At 65.7% G+C, this 18,450-nt stretch carries 7 protein-coding genes and 1 riboswitch; of the genes, 5 read left to right on the forward strand and 2 right to left on the reverse strand.

The window, feature by feature from the left end; all coding sequences use genetic code 11:
* Positions 1–76: 76 nt before the first annotated feature.
* The 5 genes from LGR64_RS25790 to LGR64_RS25810 all read left to right on the forward strand — a co-directional run bounded on the left by LGR64_RS25790 (position 77) and on the right by LGR64_RS25810 (position 5,274).
* Positions 77–817, forward strand: coding sequence for a helix-turn-helix domain-containing protein (locus tag LGR64_RS25790; RefSeq protein ID WP_012202467.1), 741 nt, complete (start codon positions 77–79; stop codon positions 815–817).
* 182 nt (positions 818–999) lie between these two features.
* Entirely contained in the window at positions 1,000–1,389 is a 390-nt protein-coding gene (locus tag LGR64_RS25795) for a YXWGXW repeat-containing protein (RefSeq protein ID WP_141832684.1), read from the forward strand.
* 162 nt (positions 1,390–1,551) lie between these two features.
* Entirely contained in the window at positions 1,552–2,559 is a 1,008-nt protein-coding gene (locus LGR64_RS25800) for a Bug family tripartite tricarboxylate transporter substrate binding protein (RefSeq protein WP_034368821.1), read from the forward strand.
* A 65-nt stretch (positions 2,560–2,624) separates the two neighbouring features.
* Positions 2,625–4,106 (forward strand): SidA/IucD/PvdA family monooxygenase, encoded by a 1,482-nt coding sequence (locus tag LGR64_RS25805; RefSeq protein WP_141832686.1) that lies wholly within the window; start codon positions 2,625–2,627, stop codon positions 4,104–4,106.
* 7 nt (positions 4,107–4,113) lie between these two features.
* Positions 4,114–5,274 (forward strand): CMD domain-containing protein, encoded by a 1,161-nt coding sequence (locus LGR64_RS25810; protein WP_096914266.1) that lies wholly within the window; start codon positions 4,114–4,116, stop codon positions 5,272–5,274.
* Positions 5,275–5,443: 169 nt separating this feature from the next.
* On the opposite strand, the gene LGR64_RS25815 is transcribed toward LGR64_RS25810, so the two are convergent.
* Complete coding sequence (locus tag LGR64_RS25815) at positions 5,444–8,062, reverse strand: PepSY domain-containing protein (RefSeq protein ID WP_141832688.1); 2,619 nt, start codon at positions 8,060–8,062, stop codon at positions 5,444–5,446.
* A gap of 345 nt (positions 8,063–8,407) precedes the next feature.
* The gene (locus LGR64_RS25820) at positions 8,408–17,605 is read right to left on the reverse strand and encodes an invasin domain 3-containing protein (RefSeq protein WP_230357317.1); all 9,198 of its coding nucleotides are present in this window, start codon (positions 17,603–17,605) and stop codon (positions 8,408–8,410) included.
* A gap of 652 nt (positions 17,606–18,257) precedes the next feature.
* Positions 18,258–18,368: riboswitch (glycine riboswitch) on the forward strand.
* Positions 18,369–18,450 lie beyond the last annotated feature (82 nt).

Here is an 18,450-nt window from a genome sequence, read left to right on the forward strand (position 1 = left end):
GCCGTCGGCCCTTCCAGCATCGTTTTTCTGCACCCGCCGCGCAAACCAGCACCTCGGGTATCGATAATCGCTACCCATGAGCACCACTGCCGACCTCGTCATCGCCCTCAAGAAGGAACTCAAGGCCGCCCAGATGACCTATGCCGACCTGGCGCGCGCCCTGGGCATGGCCGAGTCCAGCGTCAAGCGCATGCTGGCCAAGGGCGACATGCCGCTGTCGCGCATCGATGCCATCTGCCGCGCGCTGAGCCTGGACTTCGCCGACCTGGCGCGCCGCGTGGCCGACAGCCAGCCACTGCTGCAGGAGATGACGCCCGAGCAGGAGAACGCCGTGGTCGCCGACCGCAAGCTGCTGCTGATGGCCATCTGCGTGCTCAGCCAGTGGACGCTGGAGCAGATCGTGGCCACCTACCGCATGACCGAGGCCGAAGGCATCCGCTACCTGGCCCAGCTGGACCGCATCGGCATCATCGAGCTGCGCCCCGGCAACCGCTACCGGCTGCGCCTGGCCAAGACCTTCCGCTGGCGCGCACGCGGGCCGGTGATGGAGTACTTCCGCGAGAACGCCGTGCTCGACTATTTCGGCGGCGGCTTCGACCAGCCAGGCGAAGGCATGCTGATGGTGCACGGCTCCATCGGCCGGCATCTGGCGCCCAGCTTCGTGGAACGCATACAGCGGCTGGCCCATGACTTTTCCCAGCAGCACCTGCAGGACCAGCGCCTGCCGCCGGGCCAGCGCGAGGGCTACACCCTGGTGCTGGCCATGCGCAGCTGGGAATTCACGGCGTTCACGGCGCTTCGGAGAGGCACTGTCTGACGGCGGCTGCAGGACGGCAGCCTGCGCTGCAGCGCCTGGCAACAAGGCTTCACCAAGGCGATACACAAGATTGCAAGACTTCGCGGCGCGGCAACCCGGGATTGACGATGGACCTGCACCATGCAGTCATGGATTCCTTTCACCAGGACTCCAGCCCGATGAACCAAGGACAAGGAGCCGCCATGATTTCCCTTCGCACACCGCTGATCGCCGCCACCCTGGCCCTGGCCGGATGGGCCGGCACCGCGCAGGCCCAGGCCAACGTGACCTATGCGGCGCCGGGCGCCGCCATCTCGGTCCAGTTCGGCGCGCCGCCTCCCGTGCGCTACGAGGCGGTTCCTGCACCGCGCCGCGGCTACGTCTGGGCACCCGGCTACTGGCGCCCGCAGGGCCACCGCCATGCCTGGGTGGCCGGCCACTGGGTCAAGGCGCGTCCCGGCTATGTGTACCGTCAGCCCGCGTGGTCGCAGCAGGGCGGCCGCTGGGGCTACGCACCCGGCCGCTGGGACCGTGACCGCGACGGCGTGCCGGACCGCCATGACCGCCGCCCCAACAACCCCTACCGCCATTGATGGACGCTTGCGCCCGGCATGAAGCCCGCCCCATCGGCGGGCTTTTTGCTGGCAGCCCCGGGCATGCCCACACTGGCTTCATACCAACATATGCATATAAAAGTGGCTCATTAAGTTCTCAGGAAAATATGGGAATTGATTCACCGGATTTCCCTGCACACCATGCGCCCCTCGTTTTTCCGCTCCTGGATTCCCGCCGCCGCCGCGGCCCTGGCCGTCTTCGGCTCCACCGCAGCGGTGGCAGCCGATTCGGCGGCTTCGTGGCCGCACCAGCCCGTGACCATGATCCTGGGCTTCCCGGCAGGCTCGGGCGTGGACGTGATCGCGCGCGGCGTGCAGGAGCCGCTGTCCCAGCGCCTGGGCCAGCCGCTCATCATTGACTACAAGTCGGGAGCGGCCGGCAACATCGCCAGTGAGATCGTGGCGCGCGCCAAGCCGGACGGCTACACGCTGGCCTTCGGCACGGCCGCCACGCACGGAAGCAATGCCGCGCTTTACAAGAAGCTGCCGTTTGACGTGGAAACCGACTTCGTGCCGGTGGCGCCGCTGATCGATGTGTCCAACGTGCTGACCATCAATCCCAACGTGATCAACGTCAAGAACCTCAAGGAGTTCGTGGACGAGATCAAGGCCAACCCCGGCAAGTACAACTACGCCTCCACGGGCAACGGCGCGGGCACGCACATGGCCTTTGCCGAGTTCAATGCGCGCCTGGGCCTGAACATGGTCCATGTGCCCTACAAGGGCGGCCCCGAGGCCATCACCTCGGTGCTGCGCGGCGAGACCTGCTGCATCATGAACCAGGTCCAGACCGTGCTGCCCCACTACAAGAGCGGCAAGGTGCGCCTGCTGGGCGTGACCACGGCCAAGCCCGTGGAAGTCATCAAGGAAGTGCCCACCATCGCCTCCAGCGGCCTGACGGGCACCAAGGGTTTCGACAGCTCGATCTGGTTCGGCATCTTCGCACCCAAGGGCACGGACCCGGCCATCGTGGCCAAGCTCAGCCAGGCCGTGCGCGAGGTGCTGGAGCTGCCCGAGGTGCGTGCGCGCTTCGAGTCCCAGGGCAATGCCATCCGCATCGAGACGCCCGAGCAGTTCAAGAAAACCGTGCACAACGACCGCCTGAAGTGGGCACAGGTGGTCAAAGACGCGAAAATCAGCATCGATTGATGCCGCGCGCGCCCGCAGGCCCTGCCCCGCTGGCGCGCCTTTCCTCGTGAGTTCCTGGTGAGTCTATGTCCCTGACCGAACCGGCAGCCGCGGCCCCTGCGGGCCTGGCTGCCCTTGAAGAACGCCTGCGCGACGACCTCGTCGCCCTGGGCTGGCCTGCCAAGGCCTGGATTCCTCCCTCCACCCGCAACGGCCAGCCCGTGCACGATGTCCTGGTCATCGGCGCCGGCCAGGCCGGCCTGGCCCTGTCGGCCGCGCTGTCCCAGCTGGGCATCGCGGCCGTTTTGCTGGACAAGGCCCCGCTGGACTTCGAAGGCCCCTGGGCCACGACGGCGCGCATGGAAACCCTGCGCTCGCCCAAGGAGCTGACCGGCCCCGCGCTGGGCCTGCCCTCGCTGACCTTTCGCGCCTGGTTCATCGCCCAATGGGGCCGCGAAGCCTGGGCCGCGCTGGACAAGATCCCGCGCCTGCAGTGGATGGACTACCTGCGCTGGTACCGCCGCGTGATGCGCTGCGACGTGCGCAACGGCCACCAGGTCACCGCCATCCGCCCGCAGGCCGACGGCACGGTCGAGGTCGATGTGACGGCCGATGGCGCCTCGCGCACCTGGCTGGCACGCCGCGTGGTGCTGGCCACGGGCCGCGACGGCCTGGGCGGCCCGCAGATCCCCGCCTTCATGCAGGGCGTGGACCGCAGCCGCTGGGCGCATTCCTCCGACGTGCTCGACTACCGCCGCCTGGCCGGCCTGCACGTGGGCGTGGTGGGCGCGGGCTCGTCGGCCATGGACAGCGCGGCCACCGCGCTGGAGAACGGCGCCGCCAGCGTGGACCTGCTGGTGCGCCGCAGCGACCTGCCGCGCATCAACAAATCCAAGGGCTCGGGCACGCCCGGCCTCACGCACGGCCAGTTCCTGCTGCCCGACGCCTGGAAATGGCGCATACGCCACTACATCAACGTGCAGCAGGTGCCACCTCCGCACGGCAGCACGCTGCGCGTCTCGCGCCATGCCAACGCCCACTTCAACCTGGGCTGCGCCGTGCAGAAGGTGGAGCAGGACGGAGACCGGCTGCGCGTGGACACGCCGCGCGGCGTGTTCGTGCTGGACTTCCTGATCGTCTCCACCGGCTTTGCCATCGACTGGCGCCAGCGCCCCGAGTTCGCCGACCTGGCGCCCCATGTGCGCATCTGGAGCGACCGCTTCGTGCCCGAGGCGGGTGCCGAGGACCAGGAACTGTCGGACTCGCCCGACCTGGGCCCGCTGTTCGAGTTCCAGGAAAAGACGCCCGGCGCCCTGCCAGGCCTGGACCATGTGCACTGCTTTTGCTATCCGGCCGCGCTGTCGCACGGCACGGTGTCGGGCGATATCCCCGCCATCAGCGACGGCGCGCGCAAGCTGGCCCAGGGCCTGGCCTCGCTGTTCTACCGCGAGGACCTGGAACACCACTACGCCCAGCTGCAGTCCTATTCCGAGCCCGAGCTCGACGGCAGCGAATGGACGCCCGCCGACCCCGAAGCCCGCGTGCGGGCCCTGGCAGACAAGACCTGAGATACCCATGACCACCGCCAACGACACCATCGACCGCCTGGCCGGCCTGACCGACCAGTCCCCCGTTTTCGCCACGCGCCGCCAGCGCGACAAGGTGGCCATTGCCACCCAGGCCTGCGAGGACCTGCTGCTGGGCGACGGCCTGGCCGACAGCCTGTCGCGCGCCGAGCGCCTGGTGCTGGCCAGCGAGCAATGCCGCGTCAGCGGCGTGCAGGCCCTGGCCGATGAATACCGCCAGCGTGCCGAATCCCTGGGCGATGCCCTGACGCCCGCGCTGCACACCGTGCTGACCCAGCCCGGCGCCCAGACCGGCAACGCCCGCCTGGATGCGGCCCTGCACTTTGTGCGCACCCTGGCCCTGCACCCGGCCGAGAGCGACCGCGCGGCCCTGCTGGCCATGCCCGAGTCCGGCCTGTCCATCGACGACACCGTGCTGGTGGCCCAGCTGGTGGGTTTCATCGCCTACCAATTGCGCCTGTTCGCGGGCGTGCAAGCCATGGACGCGCTGGGCGGCCAGGCCAGCGCACCGGCTGCCGAAGCCGCCGCCGCACCCTTCGTGCACCCCGCCAACCTGCCGCCACCGGGCGAGCCGCTGCGCCGCAACGGCTACACCAGCGAGACGCTGGACTGGACGTCCTGGCTGCCCGTGCTCGACCCCGCCACGGCCACGGCCGAGCAGCAGGCCGTGCTGGACCTGAGCCACCCCAAGGCGCGCACGTCGGACTTCTACCTGCTGCTGGCCCGCCAGCCGCGCGTGCTGTCGGAGCGCTCGCAGGCCTTCAACGCCATCATGTACGCGCCCGGCGGCCTGTCGCGCGCCGAGCGCGAGGTGGCGGCCACGGCCGTGTCGCGCTCCAACGGCTGCGTGTACTGCGCATCGGTCCACGCCCAGCGCTTCGAGCAGCTGGCCAAGCGCAACGATGTCATGGCCCAGATGTTCGACGACCCGGACACGGCCGGCACCAATGCGCGCGAACGCGCCATCATCCAGTCCTCGCTGGCGCTGACGCGCGCGCCGGGCAGCTTTGGCGCAGCCCAGCTGCAGCCGCTGCGCGATGCCGGCCTCACGGACCAGGAAATCCTGGACATGCTGCATTCGGCCGCGCTGTTCGGCTGGGCGAACCGGTTGATGCTCAATCTCGGGAAAGAGAAGTACATCACCCCCTGAGGCGCTTACGCGCCTTCCCCCGTGGCACGGCGCCTCTCTACCCGCTTCGCGGGGAGGGGGACGACACCCTCGGTGCGGGGCGGCGCGGCCGGCGTAGGCCCTTCCTCGGTGTCCCTGACTTGGGCCGCGCCGGTTTCATGCGCTGTGCATTAAGACGCGGCGCTTCACCTCAGTACACATCCCTGCGGTAACGGCCTTCGACGATCAGGTCTTCGACGGCCGTAGCGCCCAGGATGTCGGCCAGCGCGGCATCGACGCCTGCGGCCATGCCGTCGGCGCTGCCGCAGACGTAGAGCACGGCGCCGTCGGCGATCCAGTCGCGCAGGGGTTCGGCGGCTTCGCGCAGGGCGTCCTGCACGTAGCGGCGCCGGGCCTGGTCGCGGGAGTAGATGAAGTCGGCACGCTCCAGCTTGCCGGCGGCCAGCCAGCCGGAGACCTCGGCCTCGCAGTACCCGTCATGGGCCCGCTGGCGTTCGCCGAACAGCAGCCAGTTGCGGTGGCGGCCTGCGTGCATGCGCGCCAGCAGGTGGCCGCGCAGGCCGGCATAGCCGGAGCCGTTGCCGATGAAGATGGCCGGCGCATCGGGCTCGGCATCTGCCTCTTCACGCGGCTCGAAGGCGCGGTTTTCCACCAGTCTCATGGCCACGGAGGTGCCCTTGGCCGCATGCGCCGTCAGCCAGCCCGACGCCACGCCCAGGCCGCCGTCATGGCGGGCCTGGCGCACCAGCAGCCGCACATGGCCGTCCTGCGGCAGCGAGGCGACCGAGTAGCTGCGCGGCAGCAGGGGCCGCAGCGCATCGGCCACGGCCTGGGGCGCGGTGCCGGGGGCGATGTCGCCCGGAGCCGGCAGCACGCTGGCGGCCAGCGCCTCACCCAGCGTGCAGGTCTGCTGGCGCCATTGCACGGGGGCCGAACCGTCGCATTCCTGTGCGGCCAGCCAGGCCTGCACGGTGGCTGCGCCATGGCGTGGCAGCACCTCGGCCAGCGCACCAGCCCGCCACAGCGGGGCCACGCCTTCGGGCGGCGACAGTTCCAGCACGTAGAGACCGGCGCCCTGGCTGCCCGCATTGCACAGGCTGCGCGCCTGCAACGGCCATGCGGCAAAGGCCGTGGCATCGGCCAGCGGGCCTGCAGCAGACGCAGGCAGCGCATCCGATGCAGGCGGCAAGGCCCCGAAATGTCCGGCCAGCGCCTGCTGCCAGGCATTCCAGGCCTGGGGTTGCTCGCCATCCATCTCGATCAGCGGAAACACGGGCTGTGCGCCCAGGCGGCGCAGTTGGTGGTCCAGTGCATGGCCAAAGCCGCAGAAGGCCGCGTACTGCCGGTCGCCCAGCGCCAGCAGGCCGTATTGCAGGTGCGGCAGGGCCGAGCCCGAGGCCGCGCCCAGCAGGCGCGCAAAGCGGCGCGCGGCATCAGGCGGGTCACCTTCGCCGAAAGTGCTGGCCACGAAGAGCACGCGCCGGTGGTGGCGCAGTTGCTCGGCGTCCAGCGCCGCCACGGATTGCAGGCTGGCCGCCATGCCTGCGCCGCGCAGCGCGGCCACGGTGGCCACGGCCAGGCGCTCGGCGCGGCCGGCCTGGCTGGCAAAGGCGACCAGCACGGTGTCCTGGCCCGCAAGCACGGACTGTGGCTGCTCCTTCATGAGCGCCTGGCGCTCCTTGGCCAGGGCGCGCGCCTTGCGCCGGCGGTCCAGGTAGAGCATCCAGCCCGTGATGGCGAACAGGGGCATGATCAGCGAGGCCAGCGTCATGAAGATGCGCCCCGGCATGCCGAAATAGGTGCCCATGTGCAGCGGGTAGATGGCGCCCACGGCGCGGCGGCCCGTGGGCAGGTCGGCATAGCGCTCGTCGCGCTGCACGGCGCCGTCGGGCAGCAGGGCCATCTGGTTGCGCGCGCGCTCATGGGCGGCATCGGCATCCAGCCAGCTGATCTGCAGGGGCTGGCCCGCGCGCTCGGGCAGGCGCAGCTGGGCGAACTGCCAGCCATGGGCGATGCGCTCGAAGGCGGACCAGCCAGGCGCGATGTCGATGGGCTGCTGGGCGCCAGCCGGCTCAGGCCGGCCGCCACCGGGTTTCGAGGACGGCGCCGCGGGAGCGGCCACACGCGGCGGCACGCCGGCCCAGCCGTCCACCGTGCTGCGCACCACGCCAAAGGCCCAATACATGCCAGTGCAGGTGAACACCACATAGGCCACCAGGGCCCAGGTGCCCGCCACCGAGTGCAGGCCCCAGAGAAAGGAGCGGCCCTTGAGCGCCGGATCGAAGGTCAGCCAGGTGCGCCATGACAGCGGCCGGCGCGGCCATCGCAGGTACAGGCCCGACAGCGACAGCATCAGCAACAGGCCGGCCAGCGTGCCGGTGATGGGCTTGCCGTCATCGCGCGACAGCAGCAGCCAGCGGTGCAGGCGCTCCACCCATTCGAAAAACTCCGTGCCGTGCTGCTCAGGCAGCTGCGCGCCCGTGTAGGGATCGACAAAGACCGTCTGGCCCCGGCGCTGGCCGGCCGGCGGCTTGAAGGCCACCTGGGCCGAGCGGCCGGGCTCGGCAAAGACGGTGATGCGTTGGACCACGCGCTGCTCGCCGGCCTCGTGCAGCGCCTGCGCAATCTGCGGCGGCGCCAGCGGCGCGGCATCGCGCGCGGGCACGGAGGCAGTGCCGGGATTCAACCAGCCCAGGATCTCCTCGTGGAACGAGAACACCGCGCCCGACAGCCCGATGACGATGAGCACCGTACCGGCCGTAATGCCGACGAACCAGTGCAACTGGAACCAGATTTTCTTGAAAGTCATGGGGAGCAGGCGAGCAGGCGACGTCGGTCGGAAATCCATTGCGGTGCGCAACGGAACATCAGGACAGAACGGTGCATGGAAGGCAGGCGGGCAGAGATGAAAGTGCGCGGCACCTGTGCATCGGCCCCGGGCGGCGTTGGCCGGGACTTGTCGAGGGAAGGCGCCAATCAGCGAGAAATTCTAAATTGTTCTCATTTACGGCGTGTTGCACGCGCGATAGGCCCGCAAGACGGCCTGGGGTTACGGGCAGGCTTGAGCCGCCGGGATGCAGTGCCTGCGCCCAATGGAAATCGCCTGCCGAAACAGGTTCGGCAGGCGATGATTCAGCTCCTCTTCAGCAGTGTGTCAACCACGTCTGCGGCGCAGATTCCACAGGCCTGCAGCCAGCATCAGCAGCATGGCCATGGCGAGCATGCGAGGTTCGAGCGCAGGGATCGGCCGGGCACCCGGTGCCGCCCCCACACGCGCCGGTCCGCTGGGATCCACGATCACGCCATTGGCTGCGCGATCGTCATCACCCTGGCCGCCATCGGTGACCACCACCGAGGTCGTATTGCCCGACACCACCGCACCCGGAGGCTGATACCAGGAGTCCGCCGCCCCTGCGGACGCTGGACCGAACTTCCAGTACGCCATGCCGGTCACCGGACCCGGCCAGGTGACGCTGACCGTGATCGAGCTGCTGGCCGTACAGCCGCGGGCCACGAAGTGCACATTGCCATACGGGAAGCTCAACTGGCCCGGCGCACCCGCCGCAGCCGCGACGAAGGACGACTGCGACACATCGAACCCGCAGCCCGCGCCACCACCGCTCAAGGTCGCCGTGGCATTGCCTGCCCCGGTGGCTGTCGGACCCGTGAATGTCGTTCCGAGCACGTTGAGCGAAGTCGTTGTGGCAGGTCCGGTGTTGCCATTGCCAGGATTGGTCTGGGTCGCGCTGATCGTGTGCAGACCCGGCGTCGGCAAGCCGCCGCCTGGCGTGCAGCTCCACGTCTGATCGGCCGCGACGATTGCCGTACACAGCGTCGTCGAGCCATCCTTCACCGTGATCGTGTGGCCCGGCGTGCCGGTGCCGGAAATCTGCGGATAGCCTCCCACCGTGGTCGGCGAAACCGTCAGCGTCGGAGCCACCGGCACCTGCGTGCTGGGAGTGACCGGCGTTGCTGGTGTCGATGCACAGTTCACAGTGCAACCTGCCGTCGGATTGACCGGGCTGATGCCACCCGACGGATCGTAGGAGGCTGTGTTCGTGCTCGAACCCACAGCCGTCGGCACAGCCGGCAGATTGAAGCTGGTGTTGCCTCCCGCTGCCACTGCCGCAGTGAAGTTCACCGTGCAAGACAGGATCGCCGTGCCATTGCCCACGAAGGGGAAGGTGTTGGGCGTGCAGGTCGCGCTGGCCACGTTTGCGCCGGTCGGCGCACCCGTGATGCTGATACCCGCAGGCACCAGGTCCTTGATGGTCACGCTGTTGGCGGGACCAAAGGCACTGGCCGCATTCGCTACCGTGAAGGCGTAGTTGAAAGGCGTGCCCACCGCCAGGCTGCCTGGGTTGGCCTTGGTGACCGTCAGCGCAGGAGTACCAGGGGTCACCGGCGTGGAAGGCGTCGATGCGCAATCCGTCGTGCACCCTGCCGTCGGATTGACGGGGCTGATGCCACCCGACGGATCGTAGGAAGCCGTGTTCGTGCTCGAACCCACAGCCGTCGGCACAGCCGGCAGGTTGAAGCTGGTGTTGCCACCGGCTGCCACTGCCGCAGTGAAGCTCACCGTACACGTCAGCACGGAACTGCCGTTACCCGCAAACGGGAAGGTGTTGGGCGCGCAGGTCGCACTGGCCACGTTCGCGCCGGTCGGCACTCCCGTGATGCTGATGCCCGCAGGCACCAGGTCCTTGATGGTCACGCTGTTGGCGGGACCGAAGGCACTGGCAGCGTTGGACACGGAGAACGCGTAGTTGAAGGGTGTCCCCACAGCCAGACTGCCCGGGTTGGCCTTGGTAACCGTCAGCGCAGGAGTACCAGGGGTCACCGGCGTGGAAGGCGTCGACGCGCAGTTCGTCGTGCACCCCGCCGTCGGATTGACCGGGCTGATGCCGCCAGACGGATCGTAGGAAGCCGTGTTCGTGCTCGAACCCACAGCCGTCGGCACAGCCGGCAGGTTGAAGCTGGTGTTGCCACCCGCTGCCACTGCCGCAGTGAAGTTCACGGTGCAAGACAGGATCGCCGTGCCATTGCCCACGAAGGGGAAGGTGTTGGGCGTGCAGGTCGCACTGGACACGTTCGCACCGCTCGGCACACCCGTGATGCTGATCCCCGCAGGCACCAGGTCCTTGATGGTCACGCTGGTGGCGGGGCCGAAGGCACTGGCAGCGTTGGACACGGAGAACGCGTAGTTGAACGCAGTCCCCACAGCCAGGCTGCCGGGGTTGGCCTTGGTAACCGTCAGCGCAGGCGTGCCTGGCGTGACTGGAGTCACCGGTGTCGATGCACAGTTCACAGTGCAACCGGCCGTCGGATTGACCGGGCTGATTCCGCCCGACGGATCGTAGGAGGCAGTGTTCGTGCTCGAGCCCACAACCGTCGGAACAGCCGGCAGGTTGAAGCTGGTGTTGCCACCCGCTGCCACTGCCGCAGTGAAGTTCACCGTACACGTCAGGACGGAACTACCGTTACCCGCAAACGGGAAGGTGTTGGGCGTGCAGGTCGCACTAGCCACGTTCGCACCGGTCGGCACACCCGTGATGCTGATGCCTGCCGGCACCAGGTCCTTGATGGTCACGCTGGTGGCGGGGCCGAAGGCACCGGCAGCGTTGGACACGGAGAACGCGTAGTTGAACGCAGTTCCCACAGCCAGGCTGCCCGGGTTGGCCTTGGTGACCGTCAGCGCAGGCGTACCAGGCGTGACCGGCGTGGAAGGTGTCGATGCGCAATCCGTCGTGCAACCGGCCGTCGGATTGACGGGGCTGATGCCGCCGGACGGATCGTAGGAAGCCGTGTTCGTGCTCGAACCCACAGCCGTCGGCACAGCTGGCAGATTGAAGCTGGTGTTGCCACCGGCCGCCACTGCCGCAGTGAAGTTCACCGTGCAAGTCAGCACGGAGCTGCCGTTACCCGCAAACGGGAAGGTGTTAGGCGTGCAGGTCGCACTGGCCACGTTTGCACCGGTCGGCACGCCCGTGATGCTGATGCCTGCAGGCACCAGGTCCTTGATGGTCACGCTGGTGGCGGGGCCGAAGGCACTGGCGGCATTGGACACGGAGAACGCGTAGTTGAACGCAGTCCCCACAGCCAGGCTACCCGGGTTGGCCTTGGTAACCGTCAGCGCAGGCGTGCCAGGCGTGACTGGAGTCACCGGTGTGGAAGCGCAGTCTGTCGTGCACCCTGCCGTCGGATTGACCGGGTTGATGCCGCCCGACGGATCGTAGGAGGCCGTGTTCGTGCTCGAACCCACCGCCGTCGGCACAGCTGGCAGGTTGAAGCTGCTGTTGCTGCCAGCCGCCACCGGCGTGGTGAAGCTCACCGTACACGTCAGCACGGAACTGCCGTTACCCGCAAACGGGAAGGTGTTGGGCGCGCAGGTCGCACTGGCCACGTTCGCGCCGGTCGGCACGCCCGTGATGCTGATGCCTGCCGGCACCAGGTCCTTGATGGTCACGCTGGTGGCGGGACCAAACGCTCCAGCCGCATTCGCTACCGTGAAGGCGTAGTTGAACGCAGTCCCCACAGCCAGGCTGCCGGGATTGGCCTTGGTGACCGTCAGCGCAGGCGTACCAGGCGTGACCGGCGTGGAAGGCGTCGATGCGCAATCCGTCGTGCACCCTGCCGTCGGATTGACGGGGCTGATGCCGCCCGATGGATCGTAGGAGGCCGTGTTCGTGCTCGAACCCACAGCCGTCGGAACAGCCGGCAGGTTGAAGCTGGTGTTGCCACCCGCTGCCACTGCCGCAGTGAAGTTCACCGTACACGTCAGGACGGAACTACCGTTACCCGCAAACGGGAAGGTGTTGGGCGTGCAGGTCGCGCTGGCCACATTTGCGCCGGTCGGCACGCCCGTGATGCTGATGCCTGCCGGCACCAGGTCCTTGATGGTCACGCTGGTGGCGGGACCAAACGCTCCAGCCGCATTCGCTACCGTGAAGGCGTAGTTGAACGCAGTCCCCACAGCCAGGCTGCCGGGGTTGGCCTTGCTGACCGTCAGCGTGGGCGAACCAGGGTTGACTGGGGTGGCGGGCGTCGACGAGCAGTCCGTCGTGCAACCTGCCGTCGGATTGACCGGGCTGGTACCACCGGACGGATCATAGGAAGCCGTGTTCGTGCTCGAGCCCACAGCCGTCGGCACAGCTGGCAGATTGAAGCTGGTGTTGCCACCGGCTGCGACCGAGGTCGTGAAGTTCACCGTGCACGTCAGGACAGTGCTGCCATTGCCCGTAAACGGGAAGGTGTTGGGCTTGGGCGAGCAGTCCACACTGGCCACGTTCGCACCTGTCGGCGCACCAGTGATGCGGATACCTGCAGGCACCAGATCCTTGATGGTCACGCTGCTGGCAGAACCGAAGGCACTCGCTGCATTCGCTACCGTAAAGGTGTAGTTGAAGGGCGAACCTACGGCCAAGCTGCCAGGGTTGGCTTTGGTGACACTGAGGTTCACCACGCTCACAAAGTGAATTTGTGCGGCGCTTGGCGAATACGCGTTTGCTCCCACGGTGAACGTGCCACCCAGGGGTCCGGCAGGAATGCTGGTGGCAATGCTGTAGGTTCCACTCGCTGTGCTGGTGGCAGTGATCGAGCAGATGCCCAGAGTTGCGCCGCTTGTTGCAGTGGTGCAAGTGGCTGACGCGCCGTCCGCGCCACCGTTCAGCTTCACGCCGGGGGTACCGGCAAAGGTCACGACCTCGCCACCCTTGGGGTTGCCACCGGCATCGCGCACATACGCTTCCACCACATCGGTTGCCGTGCCATTTGCAGCCGCGTTGTCGCTCACGACACGCAGGCCCGAATTGCTTGCCGAGGCATTGCCGGCGACAAAGGCCATCGATTGCGGGCTGTTGCCGATGGCAACTGTCCCCACCGTGGCGGCAGCCGAGTAAGTCGATGCGGTCACGCTGGTGAACGACACCGAGCAGGTCGCCGCCGCACCGGCAGTCGTGCAACTGACGGTGGCAGGAGAGGCTCCGGCAGGCGTCACGCTGAAGTTCACGGCAACGCCGGTGACCGGATTGCCGAACGCATCCTTGGTGACCACGGAAACGACGTCCTGGCCGCCACCGGCCGCCTGGTTGTTCACATCGACCGACATGGTCGAATTGGCTGGATCGACGGCACCTGCCGTAAAGACATAGGCAGCCGTCGCACCGTACGTATTGCCACCGGAGCTGACGCCGCTGCCGCTCAATGCGCCGCTCGCGATGCTTGCGCCGGAAGTGTAGGAACCCGCGACGGTTGTCCTGGCAGTGACCTGGCAGGTACCGGCCGCATTGGTGGTGCAGGTACCGCTGAAGGTGATGTTTGCGGTGGGAGAGAACGTGACAACGCTTCCGGCCACCGGATTGCCGTTGACATCTCCCACAAACGCTTCAAGCACATCTGTCGCCGAGCCATTGGCCGTGACCGGACTGCTGACGGTACGCACCCCCGACCTGGCGGGGTCGGCGGCATTGGCCGTGAAGTTGATCACGGCCGGACTGCCGTTTGCCACGCTCTGGGTGGTGGTGCCGTTGTTGTCCGTGGCTGTGAAGCTCGCCGCACCCGCCACGGTGGATGTCACCGTGATGGAGCAGCGCGCTGGATTCGCATTGGCCGCAATCGTGCAGGAAGTTGCCGACGGCGTGCCGGCGCCGGTATGGACAAAGCCGATGGTGTGGGCGACCGTATCGACGGTTGCATTGCCATTGGCGTCCTGCAGTGCGACGGTCACCGTGCCGGTGCTCGTACCGTCGGCCATCACCGAGAGCGGTGTGGCACTGAGCAGATTGCCACTGGCTGTATTGCTGGGCGGCCCGGCAATGAAGTTGACCGATACCGGACTGCCATTGCTCACGGCCGTTCCGTTGTCCGTTGCCGTGAAACTTGCGGTGCCAACCGTGGCCGAGTTCACCGTCACGGAGCAGGTGGCCGGATTGGCGTTGGCCGCGATCGTGCACGTGGGTGCGGCCGGCGTGGTCGTGCCCACGCCCGTTTTGGTGAAGACAATCGTGTGCGCCACCGTATCCGTGGCGGGATTGCCATTGGCATCGCGCAGGGTCACGCTGATCGAGCTCGTGGCAGTGTTGTCTGCGACAACGCTGAGCGGACTGGCACTGATCAGGTTTCCATTCGCGCCATTGCTGGGCGGGCCGGCCGTGTAGTTCACCACAGCCGTAGCCGTGGCGGCCGAGCCATTGATGGTGAAACCAAAGGTGCCACTGCCGACTGCGGTAGGTGCCGTGACGGTTGCCGTGTAAACCCCTGCGCTGCACGACCCCGCGCCGACCGCAGGCGAGCCCTGTGTTCCGCCGTTCAGCGTGAAGGCCACCGTATTGGCACAGGTCGCAATCGAATTGCCTGACGCATCCTTGAGCTGCGCCGTCAATGTGCTGGTTGCAGTGCCATTGGCAATGATCGAGGTCGGACTCGCAACGATGGTCGAGGCGCTGGTACTTGGCGGACCCGCCGTGTAGCTCACTGAAGCCGTAGCAACTGCGGCAGAGCCGTTGATGGTGAATCCGAAGATCCCGCTGCCGACGGCCGTGGGCGATGTGACGGTGCCCGTATAGATGCCGGCGGTACATGAGGCCGCGCCCACACTCGGCGTTCCCTGCGTTCCGCCGTTCAGGGTGAATGCCACCGTGTTCGTGCAGGTGTTGATCGGATTGCTGCTGGCATCGACCAGTTGCACGCGCAGCACGCTGGTGGAGCTGCCGTTGGCCACGATCGATGTCGGTGTGGCGACTATCGTGGATGCACTCGTGCTCGGCGTTGCAGCCGCATAGGAGACCGTTGCGGTGGCAACAGCCGCAGACCCGTTGATGGTGAACCCGAAGGTGCCGCTGCCGACCAGCACCGGCGATGTCACCGTCCCCGTGTACATGCCGGCACTGCAGCCCGTGACGCTGACGGCAGGAACGCCTTGCGTCCCCGCATTGAGGGTGAAGGCCACCGTATCGGTACAGGTGGTGACAAGGTTGCCTAAAGCATCCTTCAACTGCACGGCCAAGGTGCTGGTGGAGACGCCATTGGCCGCAATCGATGGCGGACTCGCGGCGATTTCAGACCCGCTCGTGCTGGCCGGCAGCCCGGTGAAGCTGTAAGCAACCGGCGAAGGCTGATAGGTCACTGCACCAGATACCGGGCTTCCACCCAATGGAAGATTGGAGAACGTGGCACCAGCGACTGACGAAGACAAGGTCACGGGTGTCGTGAATGTTCCGGCGACACTGCTGCTGGCATTGATGGGAGACGCACACTTTCCGCTGGAGTTGGTCGTGCAGCTGACTGCGGCGGAGCCGCCATTGAACGTGACACCTGCAGGCGGCGCTGCGAAGGTAACGGTGTCACTGCCCCCCGTCCAGGCATTGCCTTGGCCGTCAACAATGTAGACCTCCAGCAAGTCGCTGCTGCCGACAGATTGATTGTTGGTCGTCGCCAGAACGCCGGATTTCAGGGCACAGGGAAAACCGGTGACGCTTGCCGCCGTTGAAAGCTGCGAGGTCTGGGCTCCACCGGAATTGCTGTCCGTCACTGTGACCCGCACCTGGCCGCTGAGATACGAAGGAACGGTCAGCGTTCCCGAGGCTCCGGCCATGGTCCCTGAGCCCAGATAGACCTGTGCGTCGTTGGCGCCCGCGCCGGTCGGCGACCAAAAGGCTTCCACCGTATACGGTGCCGGCTCGCTCGCATTGGCATTTGCCGTGATATTGAATGTCCAGGTGCAGGCGGCGGTGTCACTGGCGCCAACGCCAAGGGTGGGGGTCCATCCGGTTTGTCCATTGGCCGTCGTCAGCAAACTGATACCTGAGTTTGCAGCCACAGGCACGGAAAACAGCGTGTTCTGAGAAATCTTGAAGAAATCACGCGTAGTGATACGGATGGCACTTCTCGACTGGCTTGTCATCTTGTTGTTGCCAATCAACCCTGGTGCCGTACCCGTACCACCGATATTCACCCCGTCCCCGCCGCCAGTGAAGTTGTTATCGGTCACCGTCACTACCTGCGTCGTGCCTGAGGCTGCCGTATTCACCGTTGGTGCCGACACATGCAATGGCGATGAAGCGGTATAGGCGGCAATAGGCAGCGAGAAGGTATTACCCGTCACGGCAAGACCGATTCCATTGTCTAGGTTGATCGCTCCATCAACCGTCACCACGGCCCTGGGCGCATTTCCACCAGTCGGGCTCAGTGCGATATTCGAATTCTTGATCGTCAATCCGTTGACGGTCATGTTCGACATGACCTGGAAAAACTGCTCGAGCTGCATTCCCCCGATAGGGTTGGGCAGATTCGTTACCGTGAAATTATCGACAACGATGTTGGAAACCGTGCCTGTACCGTTGCTTGCGGCAACGGAAATAGCCGAGCCCCTGTTATTGCCGAAATTTCCATTCCATATCGCGGAATTGATCGTGCTATTGGTAAAGAATACGTTTTGTGCGCCTTGATGAATCTCCGCGTACAGCTCGCAGTTGAACGGCGTACCCTCTCCCGCAGGAGTTGGAGCCACATTCACCAGGCCGACGCGATCAATGGTGACATTGTTCGCCGGGGAGCCAACGACGAATACCGCTTCGCCACAGGTCATGTTGGGCGAATTGGTGAGCGTGATGTTCTTCCCACCAAGATAAAAAGTTTCCCAGGGGGAGTCCGCCCAGTTCTGGACTTGTATGACTCCCCCGAAATCGATGGTCAACGAGCCCGTGCCGGCTGGCACGGTGCCTTTGAGCCAGTACCAGGCACCACCGGCACCAGTGGTGGTGCCCGTATCGCCGCCGCTGATCATCTGGGTTTGACCACAGGCATTGGTGGCTCCCGTCACGGCGCCGGACTGGGCGCCGCTGATGAATGTATTGGCACAGCGCACGTAAACCGTCTGATTGTCGACATACGGATAGAGGTTTCCGGCCGCATCCTTGGATGTCCCGCTCTGTATGGTTCGCACCGACGTAGTCAGTGTCGGCGCAAAGACGATGGAAACATCGGCACTCGGATCCAGCGTTTGCAGCGTGTAGTTGGCTGCCTGAATGGCCGCTCGCAGCGTACATGCGCCAGCAAAGGTGCCCCCCAGCGTGCTGACACAGGTGGTTGGTGTCGTTGCATTGGCATTGGGAGCGTCGCTGTTGTCGGTGACCGTGAAAACGATGGTCGCCGCCAGTGCCGTGGATGAAATACCGGCGCACGAAAGCAGCAGCAACGAGAACAAGTACCTCGCTGCACGCCATTTTCGTAAAAACACCGAACCAGGCAGGCGATCAAGAACGCGCATGATATTCCCCATTTTTTCAAGGAAATCAGACAGGAAAATATTTTCCCCAATGGCAATGGCCATCAGTCGTACCCAGCGCATTTGCATCGCCGCACCTCGGATAGTTCTATTTGAGTCAAGAACTCACAAATCACCTTGCAACCGGTGACATTGGAAGTAACAGGGTTTCGCGCAGATCCTGCGCGTCAATCAAAAATGGTGGATTTCCATCAGCGCTTGCGCACTGCTCCATTGCCCATTGAGCCGGGCACACCTTCAGCCGGGTTTGCGATGCAAATCATTTTTTTCCTCCCTCAACGAACCATATTCACCGTGCTTGTATTTTTTCCAGTGGCGGGCCAGTTTCCATAGACCTTCACCTGTGCAACGGTAAGTCGCCTATCCGACAGATATACAACCCATGGTTACCCCATGGAGGTTCAATCGATCAGAACATGCGCTGTCAAACCACCACACATACCGATAGGCTAAATCATGTTTTTTTCTATTTCAATAGTTTTTTTCATGAGCCCGAAGGTTTACACCAGCGTTACGAGGGCGGCTCTTGAGCGAATTAGGGAATACCCTGAATCAGCCACACCACATGCAGGTGGCAACTGGTGATATCCCCAGTACAACTGGAACTGGCTCCGCAAGCCACATAGAATCGCCCCTGCAGGAGAGCAGGCGGGCACCACGGTGCCGAGCCTCACCGAAGGCGCAAACTCCCATACACGCTCAGGTTCCGTACTGCAAACACAACATGCCGTCTGGAGAGCCGCCGCACGCAATATGCGGCGCACCGAAGGAGCAAGCCCCGTTCCCATGGACGGCGGTGAATCTCTCAGGTACCAAGGACAGGGGGAGCGGCAGCTGCGTCACGACGGACGCAGGCTGCTTGCTATTGAATCCATAGCTACCAGCTTCCGCGTGACCGGCACATGCCTTTGAAA

The sequence above is a fragment of the Delftia sp. Lp-1 genome, from assembly GCF_020523835.1.
GTDB lineage: Bacteria > Pseudomonadota > Gammaproteobacteria > Burkholderiales > Burkholderiaceae_C > Comamonas > Comamonas acidovorans.

Coding starts and splice junctions, on each gene's coding strand:
- LGR64_RS25795 (WP_141832684.1), top strand. CDS start 1,000: ATGATTTCCCTTCGCACACCGCTGATCGCCGCCACCCTGGCCCTGGCC.
- LGR64_RS25810 (WP_096914266.1), top strand. CDS start 4,114: ATGACCACCGCCAACGACACCATCGACCGCCTGGCCGGCCTGACCGAC.
- LGR64_RS25805 (WP_141832686.1), top strand. CDS start 2,625: ATGTCCCTGACCGAACCGGCAGCCGCGGCCCCTGCGGGCCTGGCTGCC.
- LGR64_RS25790 (WP_012202467.1), top strand. CDS start 77: ATGAGCACCACTGCCGACCTCGTCATCGCCCTCAAGAAGGAACTCAAG.
- LGR64_RS25815 (WP_141832688.1), bottom strand. CDS start 8,062: ATGACTTTCAAGAAAATCTGGTTCCAGTTGCACTGGTTCGTCGGCATT.
- LGR64_RS25800 (WP_034368821.1), top strand. CDS start 1,552: ATGCGCCCCTCGTTTTTCCGCTCCTGGATTCCCGCCGCCGCCGCGGCC.
- LGR64_RS25820 (WP_230357317.1), bottom strand. CDS start 17,605: ATGCAAATGCGCTGGGTACGACTGATGGCCATTGCCATTGGGGAAAAT.